The 17,638-nt window shown below is 65.0% G+C and carries 24 protein-coding genes and 1 riboswitch; of the genes, 7 read left to right on the top strand and 17 right to left on the bottom strand.

The genetic code is table 11. The annotated features are described in order from the left end of the window. Positions 1-145: 145 nt before the first annotated feature. From HAP54_RS42245 to HAP54_RS42260, 4 genes are all read right to left on the bottom strand, one after another. Positions 146-565, bottom strand: a complete 420-nt coding sequence (locus HAP54_RS42245) for a CBS domain-containing protein (protein ID WP_166297248.1) — start codon at positions 563-565, stop codon at positions 146-148. 123 nt (positions 566-688) lie between these two features. Then, positions 689-1,159, bottom strand: coding sequence for an aminoacyl-tRNA deacylase (locus HAP54_RS42250; protein WP_029081679.1), 471 nt, complete (start codon positions 1,157-1,159; stop codon positions 689-691). 120 nt (positions 1,160-1,279) lie between these two features. After that, entirely contained in the window at positions 1,280-2,098 is an 819-nt protein-coding gene (locus HAP54_RS42255) for a pentapeptide repeat-containing protein (RefSeq protein ID WP_166297250.1), read from the bottom strand. A 182-nt stretch (positions 2,099-2,280) separates the two neighbouring features. Further along, positions 2,281-3,291, bottom strand: a complete 1,011-nt coding sequence (locus HAP54_RS42260; protein ID WP_166297252.1) for a helix-turn-helix domain-containing protein — start codon at positions 3,289-3,291, stop codon at positions 2,281-2,283. 150 nt (positions 3,292-3,441) lie between these two features. On the opposite strand from HAP54_RS42260, the gene HAP54_RS42265 reads away from it, so the two are divergent. After that, a complete protein-coding gene (locus HAP54_RS42265) occupies positions 3,442-4,587 on the top strand; it encodes an alkane 1-monooxygenase (protein WP_166297254.1) in 1,146 nt (381 codons plus the stop codon). A 63-nt stretch (positions 4,588-4,650) separates the two neighbouring features. Here HAP54_RS42265 and HAP54_RS42270 read toward each other — a convergent pair whose 3' ends face one another. Continuing rightward, positions 4,651-5,772, bottom strand: a complete 1,122-nt coding sequence (locus HAP54_RS42270; RefSeq protein ID WP_210297466.1) for an L-dopachrome tautomerase-related protein — start codon at positions 5,770-5,772, stop codon at positions 4,651-4,653. A 216-nt stretch (positions 5,773-5,988) separates the two neighbouring features. On the opposite strand from HAP54_RS42270, the gene HAP54_RS42275 reads away from it, so the two are divergent. Together HAP54_RS42275 and HAP54_RS42280 are read left to right on the top strand one after the other, a co-directional pair. Further along, positions 5,989-6,315: a winged helix-turn-helix transcriptional regulator gene (locus HAP54_RS42275; RefSeq protein ID WP_166306971.1), complete on the top strand. Its 327-nt coding sequence runs from the start codon at positions 5,989-5,991 to the stop codon at positions 6,313-6,315. Between the two features lie 13 nt (positions 6,316-6,328). After that, the gene (locus HAP54_RS42280) at positions 6,329-6,991 is read left to right on the top strand and encodes a hypothetical protein (RefSeq protein ID WP_166297256.1); all 663 of its coding nucleotides are present in this window, start codon (positions 6,329-6,331) and stop codon (positions 6,989-6,991) included. A 12-nt stretch (positions 6,992-7,003) separates the two neighbouring features. On the opposite strand, the gene HAP54_RS42285 is transcribed toward HAP54_RS42280, so the two are convergent. The 9 genes from HAP54_RS42285 to HAP54_RS42325 all read right to left on the bottom strand — a co-directional run bounded on the left by HAP54_RS42285 (position 7,004) and on the right by HAP54_RS42325 (position 12,453). Then, on the bottom strand, positions 7,004-7,780 hold the full coding sequence (locus tag HAP54_RS42285) for a hypothetical protein (protein ID WP_166297258.1): 777 nt from the start codon (positions 7,778-7,780) through the stop codon (positions 7,004-7,006). A gap of 196 nt (positions 7,781-7,976) precedes the next feature. Then, positions 7,977-8,348, bottom strand: a complete 372-nt coding sequence (locus tag HAP54_RS42290) for a hypothetical protein (RefSeq protein ID WP_166297260.1) — start codon at positions 8,346-8,348, stop codon at positions 7,977-7,979. Positions 8,349-8,494: 146 nt separating this feature from the next. Continuing rightward, positions 8,495-8,788 (bottom strand): hypothetical protein, encoded by a 294-nt coding sequence (locus tag HAP54_RS42295; protein ID WP_166306974.1) that lies wholly within the window; start codon positions 8,786-8,788, stop codon positions 8,495-8,497. A 229-nt stretch (positions 8,789-9,017) separates the two neighbouring features. Further along, the gene (locus HAP54_RS42300) at positions 9,018-9,440 is read right to left on the bottom strand and encodes a zinc-ribbon domain containing protein (RefSeq protein ID WP_166297262.1); all 423 of its coding nucleotides are present in this window, start codon (positions 9,438-9,440) and stop codon (positions 9,018-9,020) included. 40 nt (positions 9,441-9,480) lie between these two features. Continuing rightward, on the bottom strand, positions 9,481-10,056 hold the full coding sequence (locus HAP54_RS42305; RefSeq protein WP_339156926.1) for a serine hydrolase domain-containing protein: 576 nt from the start codon (positions 10,054-10,056) through the stop codon (positions 9,481-9,483). Beyond that, positions 9,966-10,532 (bottom strand): serine hydrolase, encoded by a 567-nt coding sequence (locus tag HAP54_RS42310; RefSeq protein WP_210297464.1) that lies wholly within the window; start codon positions 10,530-10,532, stop codon positions 9,966-9,968. The genes HAP54_RS42305 and HAP54_RS42310 overlap by 91 nt, the downstream gene beginning before the upstream one ends. Then, positions 10,529-10,858, bottom strand: a complete 330-nt coding sequence (locus HAP54_RS42315) for a PadR family transcriptional regulator (protein WP_029081693.1) — start codon at positions 10,856-10,858, stop codon at positions 10,529-10,531. The genes HAP54_RS42310 and HAP54_RS42315 overlap by 4 nt, the downstream gene beginning before the upstream one ends. Positions 10,859-10,986: 128 nt before the next feature. Next, entirely contained in the window at positions 10,987-11,439 is a 453-nt protein-coding gene (locus HAP54_RS42320) for a MaoC/PaaZ C-terminal domain-containing protein (protein ID WP_166297264.1), read from the bottom strand. Positions 11,440-11,589: 150 nt separating this feature from the next. Beyond that, a complete protein-coding gene (locus HAP54_RS42325; RefSeq protein WP_166297266.1) occupies positions 11,590-12,453 on the bottom strand; it encodes a bifunctional 5,10-methylenetetrahydrofolate dehydrogenase/5,10-methenyltetrahydrofolate cyclohydrolase in 864 nt (287 codons plus the stop codon). 15 nt (positions 12,454-12,468) lie between these two features. Continuing rightward, positions 12,469-12,548: riboswitch (ZMP/ZTP riboswitch) on the bottom strand. 132 nt (positions 12,549-12,680) lie between these two features. On the opposite strand from HAP54_RS42325, the gene HAP54_RS42330 reads away from it, so the two are divergent. Together HAP54_RS42330 and HAP54_RS42335 are read left to right on the top strand one after the other, a co-directional pair. After that, on the top strand, positions 12,681-13,886 hold the full coding sequence (locus HAP54_RS42330) for a hypothetical protein (RefSeq protein WP_176422106.1): 1,206 nt from the start codon (positions 12,681-12,683) through the stop codon (positions 13,884-13,886). Positions 13,887-14,033: 147 nt separating this feature from the next. Beyond that, positions 14,034-14,438, top strand: coding sequence for a hypothetical protein (locus tag HAP54_RS42335; protein ID WP_166205860.1), 405 nt, complete (start codon positions 14,034-14,036; stop codon positions 14,436-14,438). A 117-nt stretch (positions 14,439-14,555) separates the two neighbouring features. On the opposite strand, the gene HAP54_RS42340 is transcribed toward HAP54_RS42335, so the two are convergent. Both HAP54_RS42340 and HAP54_RS42345 read right to left on the bottom strand, forming a co-directional pair. Then, entirely contained in the window at positions 14,556-15,083 is a 528-nt protein-coding gene (locus HAP54_RS42340) for a hypothetical protein (RefSeq protein ID WP_175619305.1), read from the bottom strand. Between the two features lie 213 nt (positions 15,084-15,296). Beyond that, the gene (locus HAP54_RS42345; protein WP_175619306.1) at positions 15,297-15,920 is read right to left on the bottom strand and encodes a hypothetical protein; all 624 of its coding nucleotides are present in this window, start codon (positions 15,918-15,920) and stop codon (positions 15,297-15,299) included. A gap of 268 nt (positions 15,921-16,188) precedes the next feature. Between HAP54_RS42345 and HAP54_RS42350 the strand changes: the two genes are divergently transcribed. Next, on the top strand, positions 16,189-16,572 hold the full coding sequence (locus HAP54_RS42350; protein WP_166215683.1) for a VOC family protein: 384 nt from the start codon (positions 16,189-16,191) through the stop codon (positions 16,570-16,572). A 16-nt stretch (positions 16,573-16,588) separates the two neighbouring features. Here the strand turns inward: HAP54_RS42350 and HAP54_RS42355 are convergent, their stop codons facing one another. Beyond that, positions 16,589-17,020, bottom strand: a complete 432-nt coding sequence (locus HAP54_RS42355; protein WP_414645839.1) for a hypothetical protein — start codon at positions 17,018-17,020, stop codon at positions 16,589-16,591. A 233-nt stretch (positions 17,021-17,253) separates the two neighbouring features. Here HAP54_RS42355 and HAP54_RS42360 point away from each other — a divergent pair, with 233 nt between their 5' ends. After that, on the top strand, positions 17,254-17,604 hold the full coding sequence (locus HAP54_RS42360; protein WP_026192881.1) for a GrlR family regulatory protein: 351 nt from the start codon (positions 17,254-17,256) through the stop codon (positions 17,602-17,604). Positions 17,605-17,638 lie beyond the last annotated feature (34 nt).

A 17,638-nucleotide genomic window follows, 5' to 3' on the forward strand; every position in this document is an offset into this window, starting at 1 on the left:
ACAGTTGATGCGTCGGTGCAACAGGGATCGGCTTCTCCCGCAGCAACCGGAAGTATTGAGCACGCTCTAGATTCATCGTGACGTTCTGTCGTGCGACCACGGTGCCGGCCGATCTGCCGGTCGTTTCCGGCAGACCGGCCTCGCCTCAATGATGAGCCGACACGCCCTTCATGCATTGGGACACGAGATCGGCACCGGCGAAGTGGCCGACGTCGCCCAGGCTGATCATGCCGACCATCCGTTTGCTCTTGTTGATGACGGGCAGCCGGCGGACCTTCAGGGTCTCCATGTGGTGCACCGCCTTTGCCAGATCATCGTCTTCCCGGCAGCAGTGGATGCCTTCGGTCATCACATCCCGCGCGGTGGCGCGTGCCGGGTTGAAGTCCTTGCTCGCAACACCTTTGCAGACGATATCGCGATCCGTCACCATCCCGATCAGGCGATCGTCTCGTCCAATCGGAATACAGCCGACGTCGTGCCCTTGCATCAATTTTGCGATTTCGGCGATCGGAGTATCAGGGCTCACCCAATCGACGCCCTTGTGCATCACGTCCTTGACCTTCATGGAGGACCTCCCTTGCAAGGCAGCAGCCCCCTCGCCTGCAACTATACAGCAGATCGGGCGTGACCGCATGTGGGCCGCGCCTTGATCAGGGCGCACCGACGGATGGTCCCGCCATCTAGCGCGTCAGTCGTGCGCGCTGATGCGGCCGCGCAGTGCGTTGGCGGTCAGGCGTGCGAATTGCGCACGACCGAGATGCAGCAGCGTCTCATGATCGCCGGCTTCAATGTAGACGTCGGGCTGCATCTCGATGCTGTCATCGACGATCACGTCAAGCCCGTAACAGATGCCGGCGGCGGGAACCGCCCCGTGCGCGCAGTCCGCGAACAGACGATCGATCTCGCTTTCAGCGGCCATGGCGATATCGTCGCCGAATCTCGCCCTCAGATCCTCAAGCCTGAGGTGATGTGAGGCCGGCAGCACGGCGAGCATGTAGCCGCCGTCGCGACGCAACACGATCGCCTTGGCCAGGCGATCGCCTGACACGTGACATGCCTGGGCGCTATGGGTGGACGACATCGTGAGCACGTGCGGGATTTCGTCGTACGCGATGTTTTCGGCAGCAAGATATTTGTGCAGTGTGGGAGAAATGGTCATGACGTCACCTCCGGTGCGACATGCAACCATCCACCGTGGTCCTGCCCGCCGCACGATGAGCGGTAGCGTGGTTCTCAACGCAGAGCATAAGTCCAGTTGCCGGGCACTGCAATTCGCCTGCTAGTTTGGGCGCCGCGCCAGGTTCAAGTTCCGGGCCTTGTCCAGATTGCGGGTATCGGCCAGCGCCGCCGCGCCCGGCAGGAGGGCCGACGCAAGGTCGGTCTCGGTGAAATCGGCGCCGGCGAGATTGGCGTCGGACAAGTCGGCTCCCACGAGGTTGGCGCGGCTGAGATTGCAATTTGCCAGATTGGCGTTCTGCAGTTTCGCGAATTCGAGATCGGCCCGCGAGAGATTGGCGCCGCTCAGATCCGCATTGCGGAGATCGGCGGAATTGAGCACACCGCGCATCAGGCCCATCGATTGGTTGCGCATATCAGCGCTCAAATCGGCGCCCGCAAGTTTGGCCCCGATCAGGCTGGCGCCGGAAAGATCGGCGGTGATGCGAGCGCCGCTCAGATCGGCGCCGCCAAGCCTGGCGCGTTGCATCTGGGTGCCGAGCAGCGATGCTCTGACGAGGGACGCCCCGGTCAAATCTGCGTCGATCAGCCAGGCCTGGTTCAGGATGGCCCCGTCGAAGCGCGCGCCCTTCAGGCTGGCGCGGTTGAGTTTGACGAGGCGAAGATTGCCACCGGAGAAGTCGAGCCCCGAGAGATCGAGGTGCGACAGCCGCTTTCCCTCCAAATCTGCCGTGCGTCGGTTCGCCGGCTGTTGACGTGCCGTCTCGAGAAGCGCGTCGACCTCGGCGCGCGTCATCTCCGACGTCGTCATGTCGGGACTGTTGAGGTCGACATCGCGCAGCATGTCCTGCGCGATGGCGTCAATCGGATCAACCAGCAGCGCCGCCATCGCTATAAAAGCAAATGCGAGACGAAACAGCATCGCTGTCTCCGCTTTCCGGCCTTCAGAGTATGAAACCGGATCATGATCCTGGCAATGCTCGTGACCGCGACCGCCGCGTCAATGTGCCACGGCTGAAGCAATACTGACCCTCTTCATCGACCGAGGCGCGCCAGCCTCAGATGTATTGGGCTAACGCGAACCGCGCAACACGCCGTGATCCGCTAATCCCGCACGCCCCTCTCCCCAAACCAGCGCCGGCACGCCCGGCTAAAGCTCGTCGCATCGGTGTAGCCGAGCGCGGCGGCCATCTCGTCGCGGGATTGGGTGCCTGCCGCGAGCATCACCCTCGCGCGCTCGCGCAGCACGGCGTCGAGCAGCGGGCGGAAGGCGCCGCCACCTTCCGCCAGTCGCCGCACCAGCGTCCGCCGCGAGGTGCCGACGAGGCGCGCGGCCTCCTCCTCGCCGAGCCGCTGCGGCAGGCGCGACGCGATCAGGTTCTCCACGATCCGCGTCAGCGCCTCACTGTCCGAGCGCGGCTTCTCGATCGCCTCCAAGGCTTCGATCGCCTTGGCGTGCAATTCCGGATCGGCAAACGGCGACGGTCGCGCGCACAACTCTTTCGGCACATCGAACAGGAAGGCGGCCGCGTTGAACTTCACCGCGCAGGAATAATGCGGCACGAGCCGCTCGGCGTCCGCAGGCGGGGCCCAGGGAAATTGCAGCGTCGCCTGCCCGATCGCATCCTCGAGCAGCTGCGTGTACACCGCGTGCACGTTGAGGCTGACCGCCAGCGCCACGGCGTGCCACAGCGCGTCATCCATCGCCACCGCGGGAGAAATTTCGATCTGGATCGCGCGCGCGGTGCGGCGCAGCCGGTTGCGGATGAAGGGCGCGCGGGTCGATCCGAAGCGGGCGCCGGTGATCAAGGCATCCTCGATGGTCGGTGCCGTCCGGGTCGCGACGTCGAGCGCGCCCTGCAGCGATGTCGACCAGACCGAAGCAGCCGACAACGGCCACAGCTCGCCATGCCGGCGGGTGATGTTGGCGGCCAGCACCACCAGCGCGGACACCGGCATGTGCGCGCCCGGCTGGTCGAGCGCCTCAAGCTGGATCCCCGTGCCCTTCAGCAGTTCGTCGCGCTCGCCGCGCGTCTTGCCAAAGGCGCGGACCAGCGCCCGCGCATAGCTCACGGTGACCGGCGCGCGGAGGGCATCCGAATCCGATCGCTGCATGGTGTCGGCGGCCTCCCCGGCTGTCTGACGTTTGGCGCAAAATGCCACAAATTTGGCCTGTTGTGAACTGGCGGCGCAGGCCCGCCTCGCGGCATGCTCAGGCTAACAACGGCGAATGCCGACGCGACGAGAGATGCTGGAGGGAATGCGATGATCTTCGAAGGCAAGAATGATGCTGGCGACCCGATCTTTTATTGGGACGGCAAACGCTATCTGTGGATGCTGTCGTTCATCCCGCCGCTGATCCCGCTATTGTCCTACTGGCTGTTCCTGCGGACGCACAATCCGCTGGTGACGCTGATCCCCTTCGTCTTCATCTTCATCCTGATCCCGCTGCTCGATGTCCTGTTCGGCGAAGACAGCCACAATCCGCCGGCGGAAGTGGTCACCGCGATGGAGGCCGATCCGTATTATCTGCGGCTCGCGCGCTTCACCGTGGTATTTCCCTGGGTCAACTACGTCGCCCTGATCGCCTTCTTCGGCACCCAAGAGCTGCCATGGTGGTCCTACGTCGCGCTGCTGCTCGGCGTCGGCACCATCAATGGCGGTGCACTGCTGATCGGGCATGAGCTCGGCCACAAGCCGGACAGGCTCAACATCCTGTTCGGCACGCTCGCCAACTGTGCGGTGGGATACGCCCACTTCCGCGTCGAGCACAATCGCGGCCACCACACCTGGGTTGCGACCCCCGAAGACCCCGCCAGCGCGCGGTTCGGTGAATCGATCTATGCGTTCGCGCTGCGCGAATTGCCCGGCGCCTTCAAGCGCGGCTGGCGCAATGAAGCCGAGCGGCTGACCAGGCGCGGCGAGCCGGTCTGGTCGGTCAACAATGAGATCCTGCAGGGCTTTGCGCTGACATTCGTGGTCGCGGCTATTCTGATTGCGCTGTTCGGCTGGAAGGTGGCGCCGTTCATCGTCGCGCATCATTTCCTCGGCTGGTATGCGCTGACCCAGGCCAATTATGTCGAGCATTACGGGCTGTTGCGCGAAAAACTGCCGAACGGCCGCTACCAGGCGGTCGAGCCGCGCCACTCCTGGAACACCAACCACATCGTCTCGAACCTGATGACGTTCCATCTGCAACGTCATTCCGACCACCACGCCAACCCGATGCGCCCCTACCAGTCGCTGCGCGATTTCGACGACATCCCGCGGCTGCCGAACGGCTACACCGGCATGTTCGGGCTCGCTGCGATCCCGCCGCTCTGGTTCCGCGTGATGGACCCGAAGACGCTGGCCTGGGCCGGCGGCGACAAGAGCAAGCTCAATCTGCGCGACCGGCCGGCGAGTTCGTGATTGCAATTGTCGCCCGGCCTGCAAAACAGGCCGGGCGTCGTCGTCAACACGCTGCGCCCGCACTCATCGCGAGACGTACCCGGCCGCGAGCGGCTTGAAGCGATAAATCAGATACGGCGCCTTGTTCTCGCCCTTGCCGCCGTGAAACATCGCGGCCGCGGAGATTTGCGACGCCGATACGTACATGTAGCCGTCCGCGGACGCCGTGATTCCGTCGGGCCAGACCATCTCGGCGTCGCTCAGATAGGTGCGATATTTGCGATCGGCCCCGATGACGCCGACCGACTTGCTCTCGACTGCGGTGAGATAGAGATTGCCGGCATAGTCGATCGAGAGCCCGCCATTGTTCGGCTTGTCTGAATAGCGCTCGACCCTGGCGCTCAGCTCGGATGGTGTCAGCTTCTCGTCGTTGAGATCGGCGACCCGTACGCGGTAGATCGAGCGCCCGCTGAGCGGCGCGAAGTAGACCCATTCCGACCTGACATCCATGGTGATGCCGTCGCAGCCGACCTTGATGATGGATGGCTTGCCGTCCTTGCCCGACACCGTGAGATCCTTGCCGTCCACCGTGATCGGCAGGTCTTCAGGGATCGTGGAACGGTCTCCGTCAAGCACGCGCCTGGCGCGCCCGGTGTCCATGTCGATGATGATGATCGCGGCATGCGATCCATCGCCGCCCGGGCCGATATTCTCGTCGGCGATGTAGAATTTGCGATGCTTCTGGTCGATCACGATGTCCTGCGGCTGCGACCCCGTCCGCGTCACGGGATCCGGCATGTAATAGATGCGCTCGAGCCGGTCGCTGCGCGTATTCCATCCGACCAGCTTCGGCGTGATGTTGGTGCGGAATCCCATGTCGATGATCCAGACCACGCCATTCTCGTCCGAGCGGAGCCCGAGCACGTTGTCGAGATACTGGTCGGTGCCCTTCCGCGGCGTATTCCACTCCGCGCTTGGAAACGGCTGGAATGTCGTCGGCGACGTCAGCTTCGCGACCCTGATCTCCGGACTGAAGAACGGGTGATGGCTGAAGATCAGCTGGTTGTCCGGCGTGATGGCGATGTTGCCGACCGACTCGGGCAACCGCGCCACGATCTCGGCACGGACCGCCGGCTCGTCCGCACGCGCAGCTGATAGCAATACGTTCGCCGTCATCGCGGCGATCAACAAAATCCCTCGCTTCACGCGGGTCCCCTCCCTGTTGCCGTTGATGTGTCGTTGCGCGCCGGCCCGGCCTTGATCGGCAAGGTTCGGCTTTGCGGGACCAACGTTGCGCGCTAAGTTAGGCGCTGACAATTACGCACAGGAATGTCCGGTAGTATCAGGGAGTGAACCATGAAGGGGCGCGATGCGAAGAGCTATGATTGTGCGGCCGGCTGCCCCGTCTAGGCGACGCTCGATCTGATCGACGGCAAGTGGAAGGCCGTGATCCTCTATCACCTGCTCGGCGATACCATCCGCTTCAACGAACTCGGGCGGCGGCTGTCGCGGATTTCACAGCGCATGCTGACGCGGCAGCTTCGCGAGCTGGAGACCGCTGACCTGATTCACCGCGAGATCTATCCGGAGGTGCCGCCGCGCGTCGAGTATTCGCTGACGGCGCGCGGGCGTTCGCTCGAACCCGTGATCCGCTCGCTGTGGAGCTGGGGCAACGCCTATCTCGAGGAGCGACGCGCTGCGCCGCGCGCGCTCAACGGGGCGTCAGCCTCGGCACAACGCGCCGGGTAGAGCGGAGCAGCGCATGCCGCGGACGAACCTGCTCAACTGGGCGGTCCGGCGCCTGGTGATCTGGCTGCTCGTGCTCGGCGGCGGCTATCTCTTGGTGTTCGGCGGATCGTCGACGTCAAAACCGATCCGCAAGAAGATTTCGATCGAGGTGGCGACACCATCCGGCACGGCACGCGGCGCCTCCGTGATCGAGATGGTCCACTCGCATGCACCATGGTGGTACCCGGCCGCGGTGAAGGGCGCGGCCTCCGAGCGGGGCGAAGCGCCCTACGCCGATCTTGGCGGCAGGCGCTATGTGTTCGTCACCATCAACAACCAGCTCGACGAAAGGCCGATCTCGGGAAGCCTGCTGCCGGAATCGATACAGGCCGATGGCAGCTTTCAACCGAACAGGACGCCGATGATCGTGACCTTTGGCGATATCGAGGATCCGAACACGATCCGGAAGCTCGAGCCCGGCGCATTCGAGCGGGCGTTCGGATCGGGCTATCGTCTGGTGAGCCTGACCGCGACCGATACGCAGGATCCGCCCACCAACGGAACACTGGCGCAGAACTTTCCGGTGTTACATCGACAGCTATCGATGCCGGCCCGGCAGCGCGTCCCGCAGCCCTATCAGCGCGGCGACCTCCGAGCGATCAACTGGCGCGCCTTCGAGACGCCGCCAACACCGTGAGTCCTGTGCAGTCTACGCTGACCGCCGCTTCATCGCGCCGATGCCGAGGAATGAACCGCCGACGGACGGATATTGGCTGGTGAATTCGAACGTATCGAAGATCGGCGCCTCGAACTCCTTGAGCGCCGTCCAGAGCAGCGTCGTATCCGGACAGGCCTGGGAGTGGACGTCGTGATGCACGATGATCCTGGCATGGGCGCGGACCAGCAGATGGTCCAGCATCGCGCCGCGCAGGCTGTGATCGCCGTCGATAAAGACGAAGTCCGGCTTCACCCGATCGACATAGGCGCTGACGACCGGCGCGGTGGAGAAGGCCTGAAGATAGACCGGCTCGATCTCCGCGCGCTCGCGCAGCAGCTCGAAATAGGTCGTGATGAACGGCGTCGGATCGATCGGATCGAGCGCGATCACGGTCTTGAGGTCGGCACCGCTGTTCCGGAGCCACTCCGCAACCAGGATGAACATGCCGCCCCATCGGCAGCCGATCTCCATATACGATGAGACGCCGGACGCATTGCGTGCGAGCCAGGCCAGATACGGCGCGAGCTGGCTCGGATACTGCCAGAGGTGCAGGCCCTTGCCGAAGCTCGCCGACAATTCCGGCGGCTGTTCGCGCAGCAGCTCGTCGTTGAGGCCGAGCGCGGGGATGAACTCCCGCTCGAGGAATGCCACGTCGGTACGCTCTGCTGCGCTCAGTCCGGCGATCGCATCGACTGCCTCACCGACGGAATCGGAGAGATCGGCAAAACGCCGATATCGGTCGGCTTGAGCCTGCGGGACGTTGAGCATCGGCACCATCAACTCGGACGGAAGGGCAAGAGGAGACCGCAGCTGATGCGCCCCCGATGGTTGAACGGCGAGCGCGTCCGTCTCGGGCGCAAAATCTTGTGCTCGGCGCAAATATTCCGCCTGGCGTCCCGTGCATCTACGGGAAACCCGCCAACCCACATTCGGGTCGCGCCGGGCGCGCAGCCACGCAGCGCCTTCAACTGCTCGGGATCTTGCGCCGCACCGCCTCCACGCCGGCGTCGGTGACGCGATATCTCCGCCCCACCTCCGGGATAATCCAGCCCTTGTCGATCATTCCGGCTAGCGTGCTCGGGCCGACGCCCGCGGGAAACGGCCGGCGATGTTTGATCGCGTCGATCGCGACCCGCTCGAGATGGGTGGCGACATGAGACGGGCGGGCGCGAAACGCCTTGGCGATGATGAGAACCGACAGGACCTCGGCGCGCCGGCGCACCGCCGACGCGCTGCGGGTTAGTTCGTTGCTGATCTCGAGAGCATTCTTGCCGGCCCCGGCGAGCTCACGGAGCTTCTCGTCCTCGTCCGAGCTCCAGCGCCGCACGATCCCCATCTGCCCCTCACCGCCTGGATACCCACCTCACGCAGATGCATACGCAGGCGGCGCTGATTTGCCATGTGACTTTCGGCACCTCTTGCAGTGACGTTGGTGACTGTCACCATCAAGAGGCCCGATCGCCGTGCCGCGCGCTGCGGCGCTCAATGCTTGCTGGGTTCGAGCGTGATGAGCACGCCGGTCGGCTCGGGCTCGTGAGGCCGAAGCGACGTCAGCTCCGGATCGCTCCACTCGGCGAGACTCACGACCTCGCCCGTCTGCCCCGGCATGTCCGAGGTCTGCGCCGGCTCGAGCACCTTGAGTCCGCTGGTATCGACGAAGAATGTGTGCTCGCCGAAAACGCTGTTCAGTTGCGCCACCGCCGGATGATCATCCGGCAGCACCTGGGCATTCAGTTGCGTCATGGTCTGCTTGACTTGCGTGGCATTAAGCTTCATCCGCTGCTCCTTCGTGTTGGTTCCGGCCTTGACCGGCTTCCCTGGCTGGCTTCCTTGGTAGTTTCCTTGGCTGGCTTCCTCCCCGCTCACGCCCCTCGTTCGGGGGCTTCGAAGTCTCGAACCGATCAGGCAACGAAACGTTCCGCGCGCGCGACGCATTGACCGCGGGCGTGCTGGTTCCATGTCCATCGATGCGAGAGTTGCAACTTGTCCGCGCGCAGCGTGCCCCTTACGAGGCGGGAGACTTCTTCCTCGCGAGCCCTTCGAGATGCACGCGGCGCGCGGCGGTCTTGCGTGCGCGCTCCCTGGTGCGGCAGGCCCGGCAGCGCACGGCCGTGGTGAACACGTCGCCCTTGGCGGTCTCGTACCACCATTTCTGCTGCAACGGAGTCCACACCTCGGCAACGCCGCAGTCCTTGCAGACGAACGGCTCCGGTCGATAGGTACCGCGCTCGACGAAATCTGGGATCGAATAGCTGTTCGACGGCGCCAGCTCGCTCGTCACCACCGGAACTTCGCCGCGCGCCAGCGCAATCTTGTATTCGCGGAGACGGCGCTGCTCGGCGGCGCGTTGCGCCTGCAAGCGGCGCCATTCCTCTGCCTTGCGCTGCTTGGCGTCGATCTCCCCGCGCTTCTGCTTGCTGCTCTTCACGGCCACCGTCCAAGCCAATGCCTTGCGGCGCAGTGCCGGCCTAAATGCCGGGCAGCACCACCTCATCGATGATGGCATCATTGATGCGCCGCTGTTCGGCCGCCGGCTTGTCATAATTGCCGCAGTATTGCGCGACGACAAGGTCGAGTGCGGGGAATACATAGAGGCGCTGACCGCCCCAGCCGATGCCGGCGGCCCAGCGTTCGGGATGCGGCAATACTGCAGCGAAGGACGCGCCGAGATACCATTGGTAGCCGTAGCGGCCGCCATTCTCCATCACGACCGCCGGCGCCAGCACGCGCGTCAGCCAGTCGCGCGGCACGATCTGCCGGCCGCCCCACGCGCCGCCTGCGCGCACGAGTTCGCCGATCTTCAGGAGGTCGCGCGGCAACAGGCGCAGGCCCGAGGCCGCGCGATACTGGCCGTCGCCCACTCCCTTCGCCCAGTCCACAGGGCCAAATCCCAACGGATCGAACAGGACGCGGCGGCAATAGGCGAGCAAGTCCTCGCCAGTGCCGTTCGAGATCAGGCGCCCCAGGATCGCGGTCGCGCCGCCGCAATAGGTCCATTTGGTGCCGGGCTCGGCACAACAATCGGCCGCTCCAGGATGAAGCAGAAGCGATCGGGCGCCGCCTCCATCGCGATCTCCGAGTTGCGCAGGTCGTCGCCATAGGGAACGGTGAGCTCGTCCCATTCGAGCCCGAGCGTCATCGACAGCACGTGATGGATGGCGATGCGGTCGCGGCCCGCCTCGCGCGCGAGATCGGCATATTGCGGAAACTGGTCGTACAGCTTCGCCTCCGGCGGCGGCACCTTGCCGGCGGCAAGCGCAATGCCATAGGCAAGACCGATCACGCTCTTCGAGACCGAACGCAGGTCGTGTGGCACGTCAGGGCCGAACACGACGTTGGCGAGCGGCCCGCGGCCTTCGGCCTCATCGTCACCCCTGCCGTAGTGCTCGAACACCAGCCTGCCGCCCCGGCTTACCAGCAGCGCATGCAGGCCGCTGATCCTGCCGGCGCTCTCGGCCTCGCGCGCCGGAAGGCCGGCCAATCCGTCGGAGAGACGTCGCAGGAAGGCCGTCCGGTTCATTTGCGCTCTCCGAGCAGCTGATCGACCGCGTCCGTGAACGCCTGCCATTCGCGCTTCTGGGCGGTGAGTGCCGCGCGTCCCGCCGGCGTCAGCCGGTAATATTTCCGCGGCGGACCGCTGCTCGACTCGACGAGGCGCGTATCGACCAGCCCGTCATCCTGCATGCGGCGCATCAGGGGGTAGATCGTGCCCTCGCCCATGCCGATGCGTGAAGCGAGCGTGCTCGCGATCTCATAGGCATAGCTTTCGCCACGGGCCAGCAGCGCCAGCACGCACATCTCGAGCGCTCCCTTCTTGAGCTGAACCTGGATCGTCGATTCCGCCATCGAACTCCTGCGGGTGTTGGGAGCTACATATAGCAAGGTACCATGTAATGCAAGGTACTTGTCCCAGCAACATCGCTTCAAGCCCGATGATCCCGGCTACGGCCCCCGATCGGCGATCAACTCGGACGTTACGCCCGCTCCTTCGCGGCCGGCCGCATGTGAATCAGCGCGTCGAGCACGACGACAAGAACAGGGCGCTGCTCGTCGTTGACCAGCTCCGTCCTGAAGATCACGACGGCGTCGCGCCGCTCCGCCCTGATGGTGATCCTCTGGATCTGCGACTGGCCGGTCAGCGTGGCTCCCGGGCGGACCGGACTGGGCAATCGAATCTCCAGGCTCCGCCCGACTATGCCCGCCACCTTGCCCCAGATCGCCTCGACCACGAGGCGCTGATAGATCGCAATGGTGTTGAAGCCGCTGGCGATCAAGCCGCCGAACGGACCCGCCGCAGCCGCAGCGGGATCGGTGTGGATCGGCACGGGGTCATACTTGCCGGCGAACGCCAATATCTCGGCCTCGCCGATCGTGTAGCTGCCGAGCTCAAACGTCTGGCCTTCGGTGAGATCTTCCGCATACAGCATCGCGCACCTCCGCTTTCCGGCACGACGATAGACGATCGCTGCGGGCATTCCATGACCTCTGACGTCATGAACTTCGCGCACGCGACGCCGGATGCGAAGACGTGACGCGAGCGGTATCGGCCGCTCGCGCAACGCGGCGCATATGCCGCGCTATTGCAGCCGTGCCGCCCTCGCCTTGGCGGCCTTCAGGGTGTTCTCCATCAGGCAGGCGATCGTCATCGGGCCGACGCCGCGCGGCACCGGCGTGATCGCACCGGCGACCTGCACCGCCTCGTCGAAGGAGACATCGCCGCACACCGTGTAGCCGCCGTCCGGCTTCTCGACGCGCGTGGTGCCGACGTCGATGACGATGGCCTGCGGCTTGATCCAGTCGCCGCGCACGAGGCCAGCCTTCCCCACCGCACTGACCAGGATATCGGCCTGTCGGCAGATCTGGCTGATGCCGCGGGTGTGGATGTGGGTCTGCGTCACGGTCGCCTGCTCCTGCAGCAGCAGCGCGGCCATCGGCTTGCCGACGATGTTGGAGCTGCCGATCACCACGGCATGCGCACCGGTGAGATCAGGCCGGATCGATTTGATCAGGCGGAGACAGCCGAGCGGCGTGCATGGCACCAGCGCATCGTCGCCGTGAAACAGCCGGCCTGCGTTCAGGGCATGCAGGCCGTCGACATCCTTGGCGGGATCGACCGCCGCCATCACGCGCAAGGCGTCGACATGGGCCGGCAGCGGCAGCTGGACGAGGATGCCGTCGATATCGTCACGCGCGTTGAGCGCCTCGATCCTGGCCAGCAGATCGGACTCGCTGGCGTCATCAGGCAGGCGTTCGACCTCGCCGCGCAGGCCGAGCCGTTCGGCCATCCTGACCTTGCTCTGCACGTAGACCTGGCTCGCCGGGTCACAGCCAACCAGCACGACCGCCAGCCCCGGTGCGCGAGGCAGCCGGTCCAGTTCGCTTGCAACCTGATCGATGACAATTTGGGCATGTGCATGCCCATCGAGAATATTCGCCGTCATGGGACCTCCGGTTCGAAGCGGTGCCCAGGCGCGCGGCGTTCAGTCTCTGCGCTCCCCGATGGTGGTCCATCCAAGCGCCAGTCGCGCAGATGGCGTGGTCATAGCCGCCCGGCCTGCCAAAGGCAATGGCAGACCGCGCAAGCGCAGCGTGCGCGACAACTTGCGGTCTTCTGCAAGGTGTGGAACTTATCGAGCATGGCGGACTGCACGCCTAGATTGAGGGCACAATGACGGTTTTCAGGCATCGCTTTTGGTTGACGGCGCTTGCGTCACTGGCGTGTGCAATGAGCGGCGCGTTGCCGGTCCATGCGGACTGGGCGACGTGCCGGAGCAAGCCGACGCGCGCCTGCGTTCTCGAAGAGGCGTTCAGCAGCAACGGCAGGCCGCTCGCCGGCAAGGAGCGGCTGGACGTGTTGATCCAGGCCAGCGTGCTGCTTCATATCGAGTACGCCACCGCCGCCGACATCGCCGAGGCACAACAGCTGTCGCAATCCGCGCAAAACGCCAACGTGACGAGCTACGCCCTGATTGCCATCAAGGGACTGGTTGCCGCCAACCAGAAACAGCAGGCGCTTGATCTGGTCGGCTCCTTCGGCGGGTCGACGCAGCTCATCGGAATCGCCGAGCTCGCGCGCAGCCTCGTCAAGGCCGACGATCTCGATACGGCGCTGGCGTTGGACGATCGGCTGCAACCGCCGCCCGACCCAAAAAACATCTACGGCACGCGCAGCGTCATCGCGATCGAGGCGGTGAAGGAGCTGGCAGACGTCGGCAAGATCGAGAAAGCCCGTGCACTGATGATGGAGCAGCGCTTCATCACGGAATCGCAACTGGCCGACATGCAGGTCGCCCTGGGGCGTGCCTACGCCAAGCGCAGCGATGCGAAATCCGCGAAGGAGTTCTATGACCAGGCCGAGAAGAATCTGCGCACCGCCCTGGACAAATTGAGGGTACGCGGCGGAGAAATCCCGCTTCGCTTCTCCATCATCAAAGTGATGGCGCTGCGCGGCGACGGCGAGCCGGTCAAGCAGGCGCTGCAACAGATGCAGGCGGAGACTGCCGACGCGCAATTCGAGCTCCAGCGCCTCGTCGGCTATACGCAGGTCATCGTTCCACTGCTGGAGACCAAGCAATTTCTGCTTGCCCTCGACATCGCCAAATCGCTGACGCCGGTGACCGACAAGGACATGATGCTCGCCAGCATCGCCAGTTGGCAGGCCACGAACGGCTGGCCCGATGATGCCCGCACGACGCTGTCGCTGCTGACGGATCCGGCCGAAACGCCGCCTCAGCAGACCGCGCTGCGTAGCCTTGCCGCAGCGACCGCGAGGGCCGGCGACGTGGCTGGAGCGCTGCAGATTGTCGGCCAGATCCACGCCCCGAAAATACGTGCCGCCGCGCTGTTCCTGGTCGCGCAGGCCATGCCGAAATAGGCACCGCCTGAGCCGGTGGATTGATACCCCAAAGGCCAAGTCCGGGATAGGATTTAGCCAAAATTTGCGTTAGTCACGGTTCCACGCCGCGGCCTTTCCGACCCTGGCGCCCTCCTTCGGTCATCACGCCATTTCGGACATTTCGACATGAGACAGATCATTCTCGCGCTGGCGCTCCTGTATCCGGCTGCCGCGCTTGCCCAAGGCACCACCCCACCTGCCGCGGCCGACAAGCCGGCGGCGGCCGCCCAGCCCATGATCGGCGACAAGCCGCTGGTCCAGGTCGGCAAGAAGCCGGCGGCCAAGAAGGGCGAGAAGCCGCCCGCGCCCGGCAAGCCGCAATCGGTCGCGCAGAAGCTCCAGGCCTGCGGCGACATCGACGACGCCACCAAGGAGCGGCTGCTCTGCTACGACGAGATCTTCAAGCCGCAGCCCAAGCCGAAGGCGGCGCCTGCCAAGGGCGTCAATGAATGCCGCTTCGTCAAGGAAGAGGACGAGCGGCTGACCTGCTACAACGGTTTTGCCGACAAGATTCCGCGCCTGCCGCGGTAACCGCGTAGCGCGCCACCTGCGCAATCGGCGCCCGGCGACCGGCCTGATATCGCGGACATGAAAATGCCGCCGCGAGCATTCGCGGCGGCGTATCGATGTGGGCTACGGAAATCCCGCTTACCAGGTCCCGAAGCCGCCAAAGAAGCCCATGCGCGGCTGCTGCTGCGCGATACGGTAGGGCTGGTACATCCCGGGCTGCGCCAGCCGCATCGGCTGCTGGGGATGGGGGTGGTACCGCGCGACCTTGCGCTTCTTCGGTGCCTGCGGCTGGGCCTGCGCCGGCTGCTCGGCCGGCTTGGCTTCGGCCACGACCGGCCCCTTGCCCGCGTCAGCCTTCTCCGGCGGAATGAACTGGGCGAACGTATTGCGGACGCGGGACTGCGCCGACGCATCGCGGTCAGCCGGCGGGGCTGCAGCGGCGACGGCGTTCACCTGCGGCGGAACGATGGCCGGCACACTGGTGTCGTACACCACCCGCTCCGGCAATTTCTGGGTCGACTTGATGCGCACCATGGTCTTGTCGACGCCGGGCGACGACAGGCCCTGGCTGGTGACGACGGCCTCTTGCGGCACCACGAGGTTGACGACGAAGAGCAGCGCAAGCAGCACACCACCCATGTACAGGAAATAACGCGCCACAGGCATTTGGAAGCTCCCCCCGCGCCTCGGGCGCGGTTCATCTCGACGCGACGACATCAGTCATCGCGCAACGAACTCATCGTCTGCGCATGATCACCCGGACAGACGCCATCGCGCTCCCGGGTCGTTCTCTAACGGTCGGCTTATTAGTTAGTTCCTGCCTGGCCGTTACGGTTCACCCGGCAAGTCAATTCCCGGTCACTTTTTCGGGAATGGGGATTAAACACGGCTGGCGGTCACGACAGAGCATTTCGCCTTGCTTGCGTTAACGTTGACGAACCCGATCAGCATCCGCGAGTAGGTCTTGCGGCTTTTCATGGCAATGGTGTCTGATATCAGCCGCTTGCGCTCGGTCAGGGGGCTGCCGTCGCGGCGGATGAAGGCGCAGGCGATCTCGATGTCCTTGACCGCGAAATCATTGGCGTTGCGCAGCGTCAGGGTCACCAGCGCCTTCGAGCCCAGCCCGCCGCGCCGCCATGATTGCGAGGCGATCCGCAGCTTCTCCAGCGGCGACCGTTCGGCGCCTTGCTCGGGCGGCTTCGCCGCCTCGACCGCCTGCGGGGCGGTCGCCATGCCGACTGTGGCCGGCTCATCTGCCAGCGCGGTGGGGGCGGCCTTTGCGGGCTGAGCGGGCTCGGCCTCGGTCGATGTGTACTGCGCAGTGCGGATGACGGCGGGCGAGATCGGCCACAGCTCCTGGTCCCCGGCATCGCTCGGCTCGGGGAGCATGAACCACGCGGCGATCCCGGCAATGGCGATGACCGACAGCAGCAGGCTGGCATAGAAGCCGCCCTGACCGAGACGTCCGGCGGCAGTCCTTTGAAACGACAAGCCGATCTGCATCGTGGTGCCCTCACCCCCTGGACGCCCGATCGAGCCGCCGCACACCGAGGAAGCCACGCAGGCATCGCGCCAAGCGGCTTCCGGACGGCCGCAGGTCGAGCGGCCACGCGAGAAACAATCTCTGAGGGGCGGAATGGTTTCATTCCGGGACGACAATCTTGCGACTGCGGTGACGGAGGGATGGCGTCACGGCGGGCCGCTCGCTACGTTCGCGCGCGAGAGCGCGTGCCGTGCCCTCCAGCGGCGCAAGAACAACAAGGAGATCGCAATGCCTGTCGTCACCTGGGACCACGTCCATCTGCGCAGCCCCGATCCCGAGGCCACCGCAACCTGGCTGCGCGACATTCTCGGCGGCGAGATCATCCGCGGCCCCGGCCGGATCGACGTCCAGCTCGGCGGCGCCAAGGTGTTCATCGCCGAGGTGACGCAAGGCGACGGCGTCAACGCCGCGCCGGTGACGCCCTATCAGGGGCTCGATCATTTCGGACTGACCGTGAAGGACATCGACGCGGTCGCGGCAGAGATCAAGGCCAAGGGTGTCGAGTTCACCAAGGAGCCGACCACGATCCGCCCCGGCGTGCGGATCTGCTTCATCCGCGGCCCGCAGGGCATCTCGATCGAACTGCTCGAGCGCGACAAGAAATACGTGTGAGCGACGAACCGCTTCGCTACGTCATGCTGCCCGGCATGAAACAGCGGATCGTCACGCCCATGTAGCTCTTGATCGGCCAGACCATGGCGCGGCCGACCCGGTTGGGCTCGGTGACCACGGCCTCGTCGGGGACGTCGATCCATGCACCATCGAGCCGCACGCGATAGTGCCCGTCCTTGGATTCCCAATCGACATCGCTGACCGCGCTGCCGTCGGCATCCGAGCAGCACGGCCCCTTGCCGCTGCGCAGACGGTCGAACCATTCCTTGAGCGGCGAATTGGCGTAGCGGCCGTCGGGATCGCGCGCCTGCGCGATTTGCACGGCGGCCACCAACACCGACATCGTCAACCCGAGGACCACCATCATGAGGCCCGCACGACGGGCCGAAGTTCCATTGGCACTGCGAGGGCGCGCCAAACGGCCGCCGGACTCAATCCAGTCTGTCATGTGTTCGCTCCAGCACTCACCGGCCAGTGCAACCAGAGCTATGCATTTCGCGGGCCACTTTGATTCGCGCGCACGGTCCGCTGTCATCGCGCCGTCACACTGCCTGGCAGGAACCGAGGGTTACCCGAACGGGGGAGACCCGGGAATCAACCTGCCGCATTGCACGAGGTTGCTCGCTTTGGCATAAAAAACCAACTGGCTTGCCGTGGGCGGCGGCCAGCAAACGGGACGTCATGAAGAACGGGCTCTATTCAATTCACGTCACCCTGCTGGACGGTCGCGTCGGCAAGGGCAGCGGCGTCATTCTCTTCCGCGACGGCCAGATTCTGGGCGGCGACGCCTACCTATATTACACCGGCAGCTACACCGTGAAAGGTGACGCCTTCAAGGGCGAGGTCCTTGTGCAACGCCACACCACGCCGCGCGACACCGACAACCCGCTGTTCGGCGGGCCCGCGCCGGTCGGCATCGGTGTCTCCGGCACCTTCACCGACACCCGCGGCACCATGAGCGGCACCGCGCTGGTCGGCAAGGCCAGCCTGATCTTCGGCGCCACGCTGCACAAGCTCGCGGATATCAATTAGGCGCGACGAGATTGCGTTCGACTAGAGCATTTTC

It is taken from the genome of Bradyrhizobium sp. 2S1 (assembly GCF_011516625.5).
GTDB classification, from domain to species: domain Bacteria; phylum Pseudomonadota; class Alphaproteobacteria; order Rhizobiales; family Xanthobacteraceae; genus Bradyrhizobium; species Bradyrhizobium septentrionale.

Bases quoted from the DNA above. Each gene is read 5' to 3' on its own strand.
- HAP54_RS42280 (WP_166297256.1), top strand. From the start codon at position 6,329: ATGCCGCGGACGAACCTGCTCAACTGGGCGGTCCGGCGCCTGGTGATC.
- HAP54_RS42335 (WP_166205860.1), top strand. From the start codon at position 14,034: ATGAGACAGATCATTCTCGCGCTGGCGCTCCTGTATCCGGCTGCCGCG.
- HAP54_RS42295 (WP_166306974.1), bottom strand. From the start codon at position 8,788: ATGAAGCTTAATGCCACGCAAGTCAAGCAGACCATGACGCAACTGAAT.
- HAP54_RS42345 (WP_175619306.1), bottom strand. From the start codon at position 15,920: ATGCAGATCGGCTTGTCGTTTCAAAGGACTGCCGCCGGACGTCTCGGT.
- HAP54_RS42360 (WP_026192881.1), top strand. From the start codon at position 17,254: ATGAAGAACGGGCTCTATTCAATTCACGTCACCCTGCTGGACGGTCGC.
- HAP54_RS42260 (WP_166297252.1), bottom strand. From the start codon at position 3,291: ATGCAGCGATCGGATTCGGATGCCCTCCGCGCGCCGGTCACCGTGAGC.
- HAP54_RS42290 (WP_166297260.1), bottom strand. From the start codon at position 8,348: ATGGGGATCGTGCGGCGCTGGAGCTCGGACGAGGACGAGAAGCTCCGT.
- HAP54_RS42310 (WP_210297464.1), bottom strand. From the start codon at position 10,532: ATGAACCGGACGGCCTTCCTGCGACGTCTCTCCGACGGATTGGCCGGC.
- HAP54_RS42340 (WP_175619305.1), bottom strand. From the start codon at position 15,083: ATGCCTGTGGCGCGTTATTTCCTGTACATGGGTGGTGTGCTGCTTGCG.
- HAP54_RS42320 (WP_166297264.1), bottom strand. From the start codon at position 11,439: ATGCTGTATGCGGAAGATCTCACCGAAGGCCAGACGTTTGAGCTCGGC.
- HAP54_RS42255 (WP_166297250.1), bottom strand. From the start codon at position 2,098: ATGCTGTTTCGTCTCGCATTTGCTTTTATAGCGATGGCGGCGCTGCTG.
- HAP54_RS42315 (WP_029081693.1), bottom strand. From the start codon at position 10,858: ATGGCGGAATCGACGATCCAGGTTCAGCTCAAGAAGGGAGCGCTCGAG.
- HAP54_RS42250 (WP_029081679.1), bottom strand. From the start codon at position 1,159: ATGACCATTTCTCCCACACTGCACAAATATCTTGCTGCCGAAAACATC.
- HAP54_RS42330 (WP_176422106.1), top strand. From the start codon at position 12,681: ATGACGGTTTTCAGGCATCGCTTTTGGTTGACGGCGCTTGCGTCACTG.
- HAP54_RS42325 (WP_166297266.1), bottom strand. From the start codon at position 12,453: ATGACGGCGAATATTCTCGATGGGCATGCACATGCCCAAATTGTCATC.
- HAP54_RS42245 (WP_166297248.1), bottom strand. From the start codon at position 565: ATGAAGGTCAAGGACGTGATGCACAAGGGCGTCGATTGGGTGAGCCCT.
- HAP54_RS42265 (WP_166297254.1), top strand. From the start codon at position 3,442: ATGATCTTCGAAGGCAAGAATGATGCTGGCGACCCGATCTTTTATTGG.
- HAP54_RS42285 (WP_166297258.1), bottom strand. From the start codon at position 7,780: ATGCTCAACGTCCCGCAGGCTCAAGCCGACCGATATCGGCGTTTTGCC.
- HAP54_RS42355 (WP_414645839.1), bottom strand. From the start codon at position 17,020: ATGACAGACTGGATTGAGTCCGGCGGCCGTTTGGCGCGCCCTCGCAGT.
- HAP54_RS42350 (WP_166215683.1), top strand. From the start codon at position 16,189: ATGCCTGTCGTCACCTGGGACCACGTCCATCTGCGCAGCCCCGATCCC.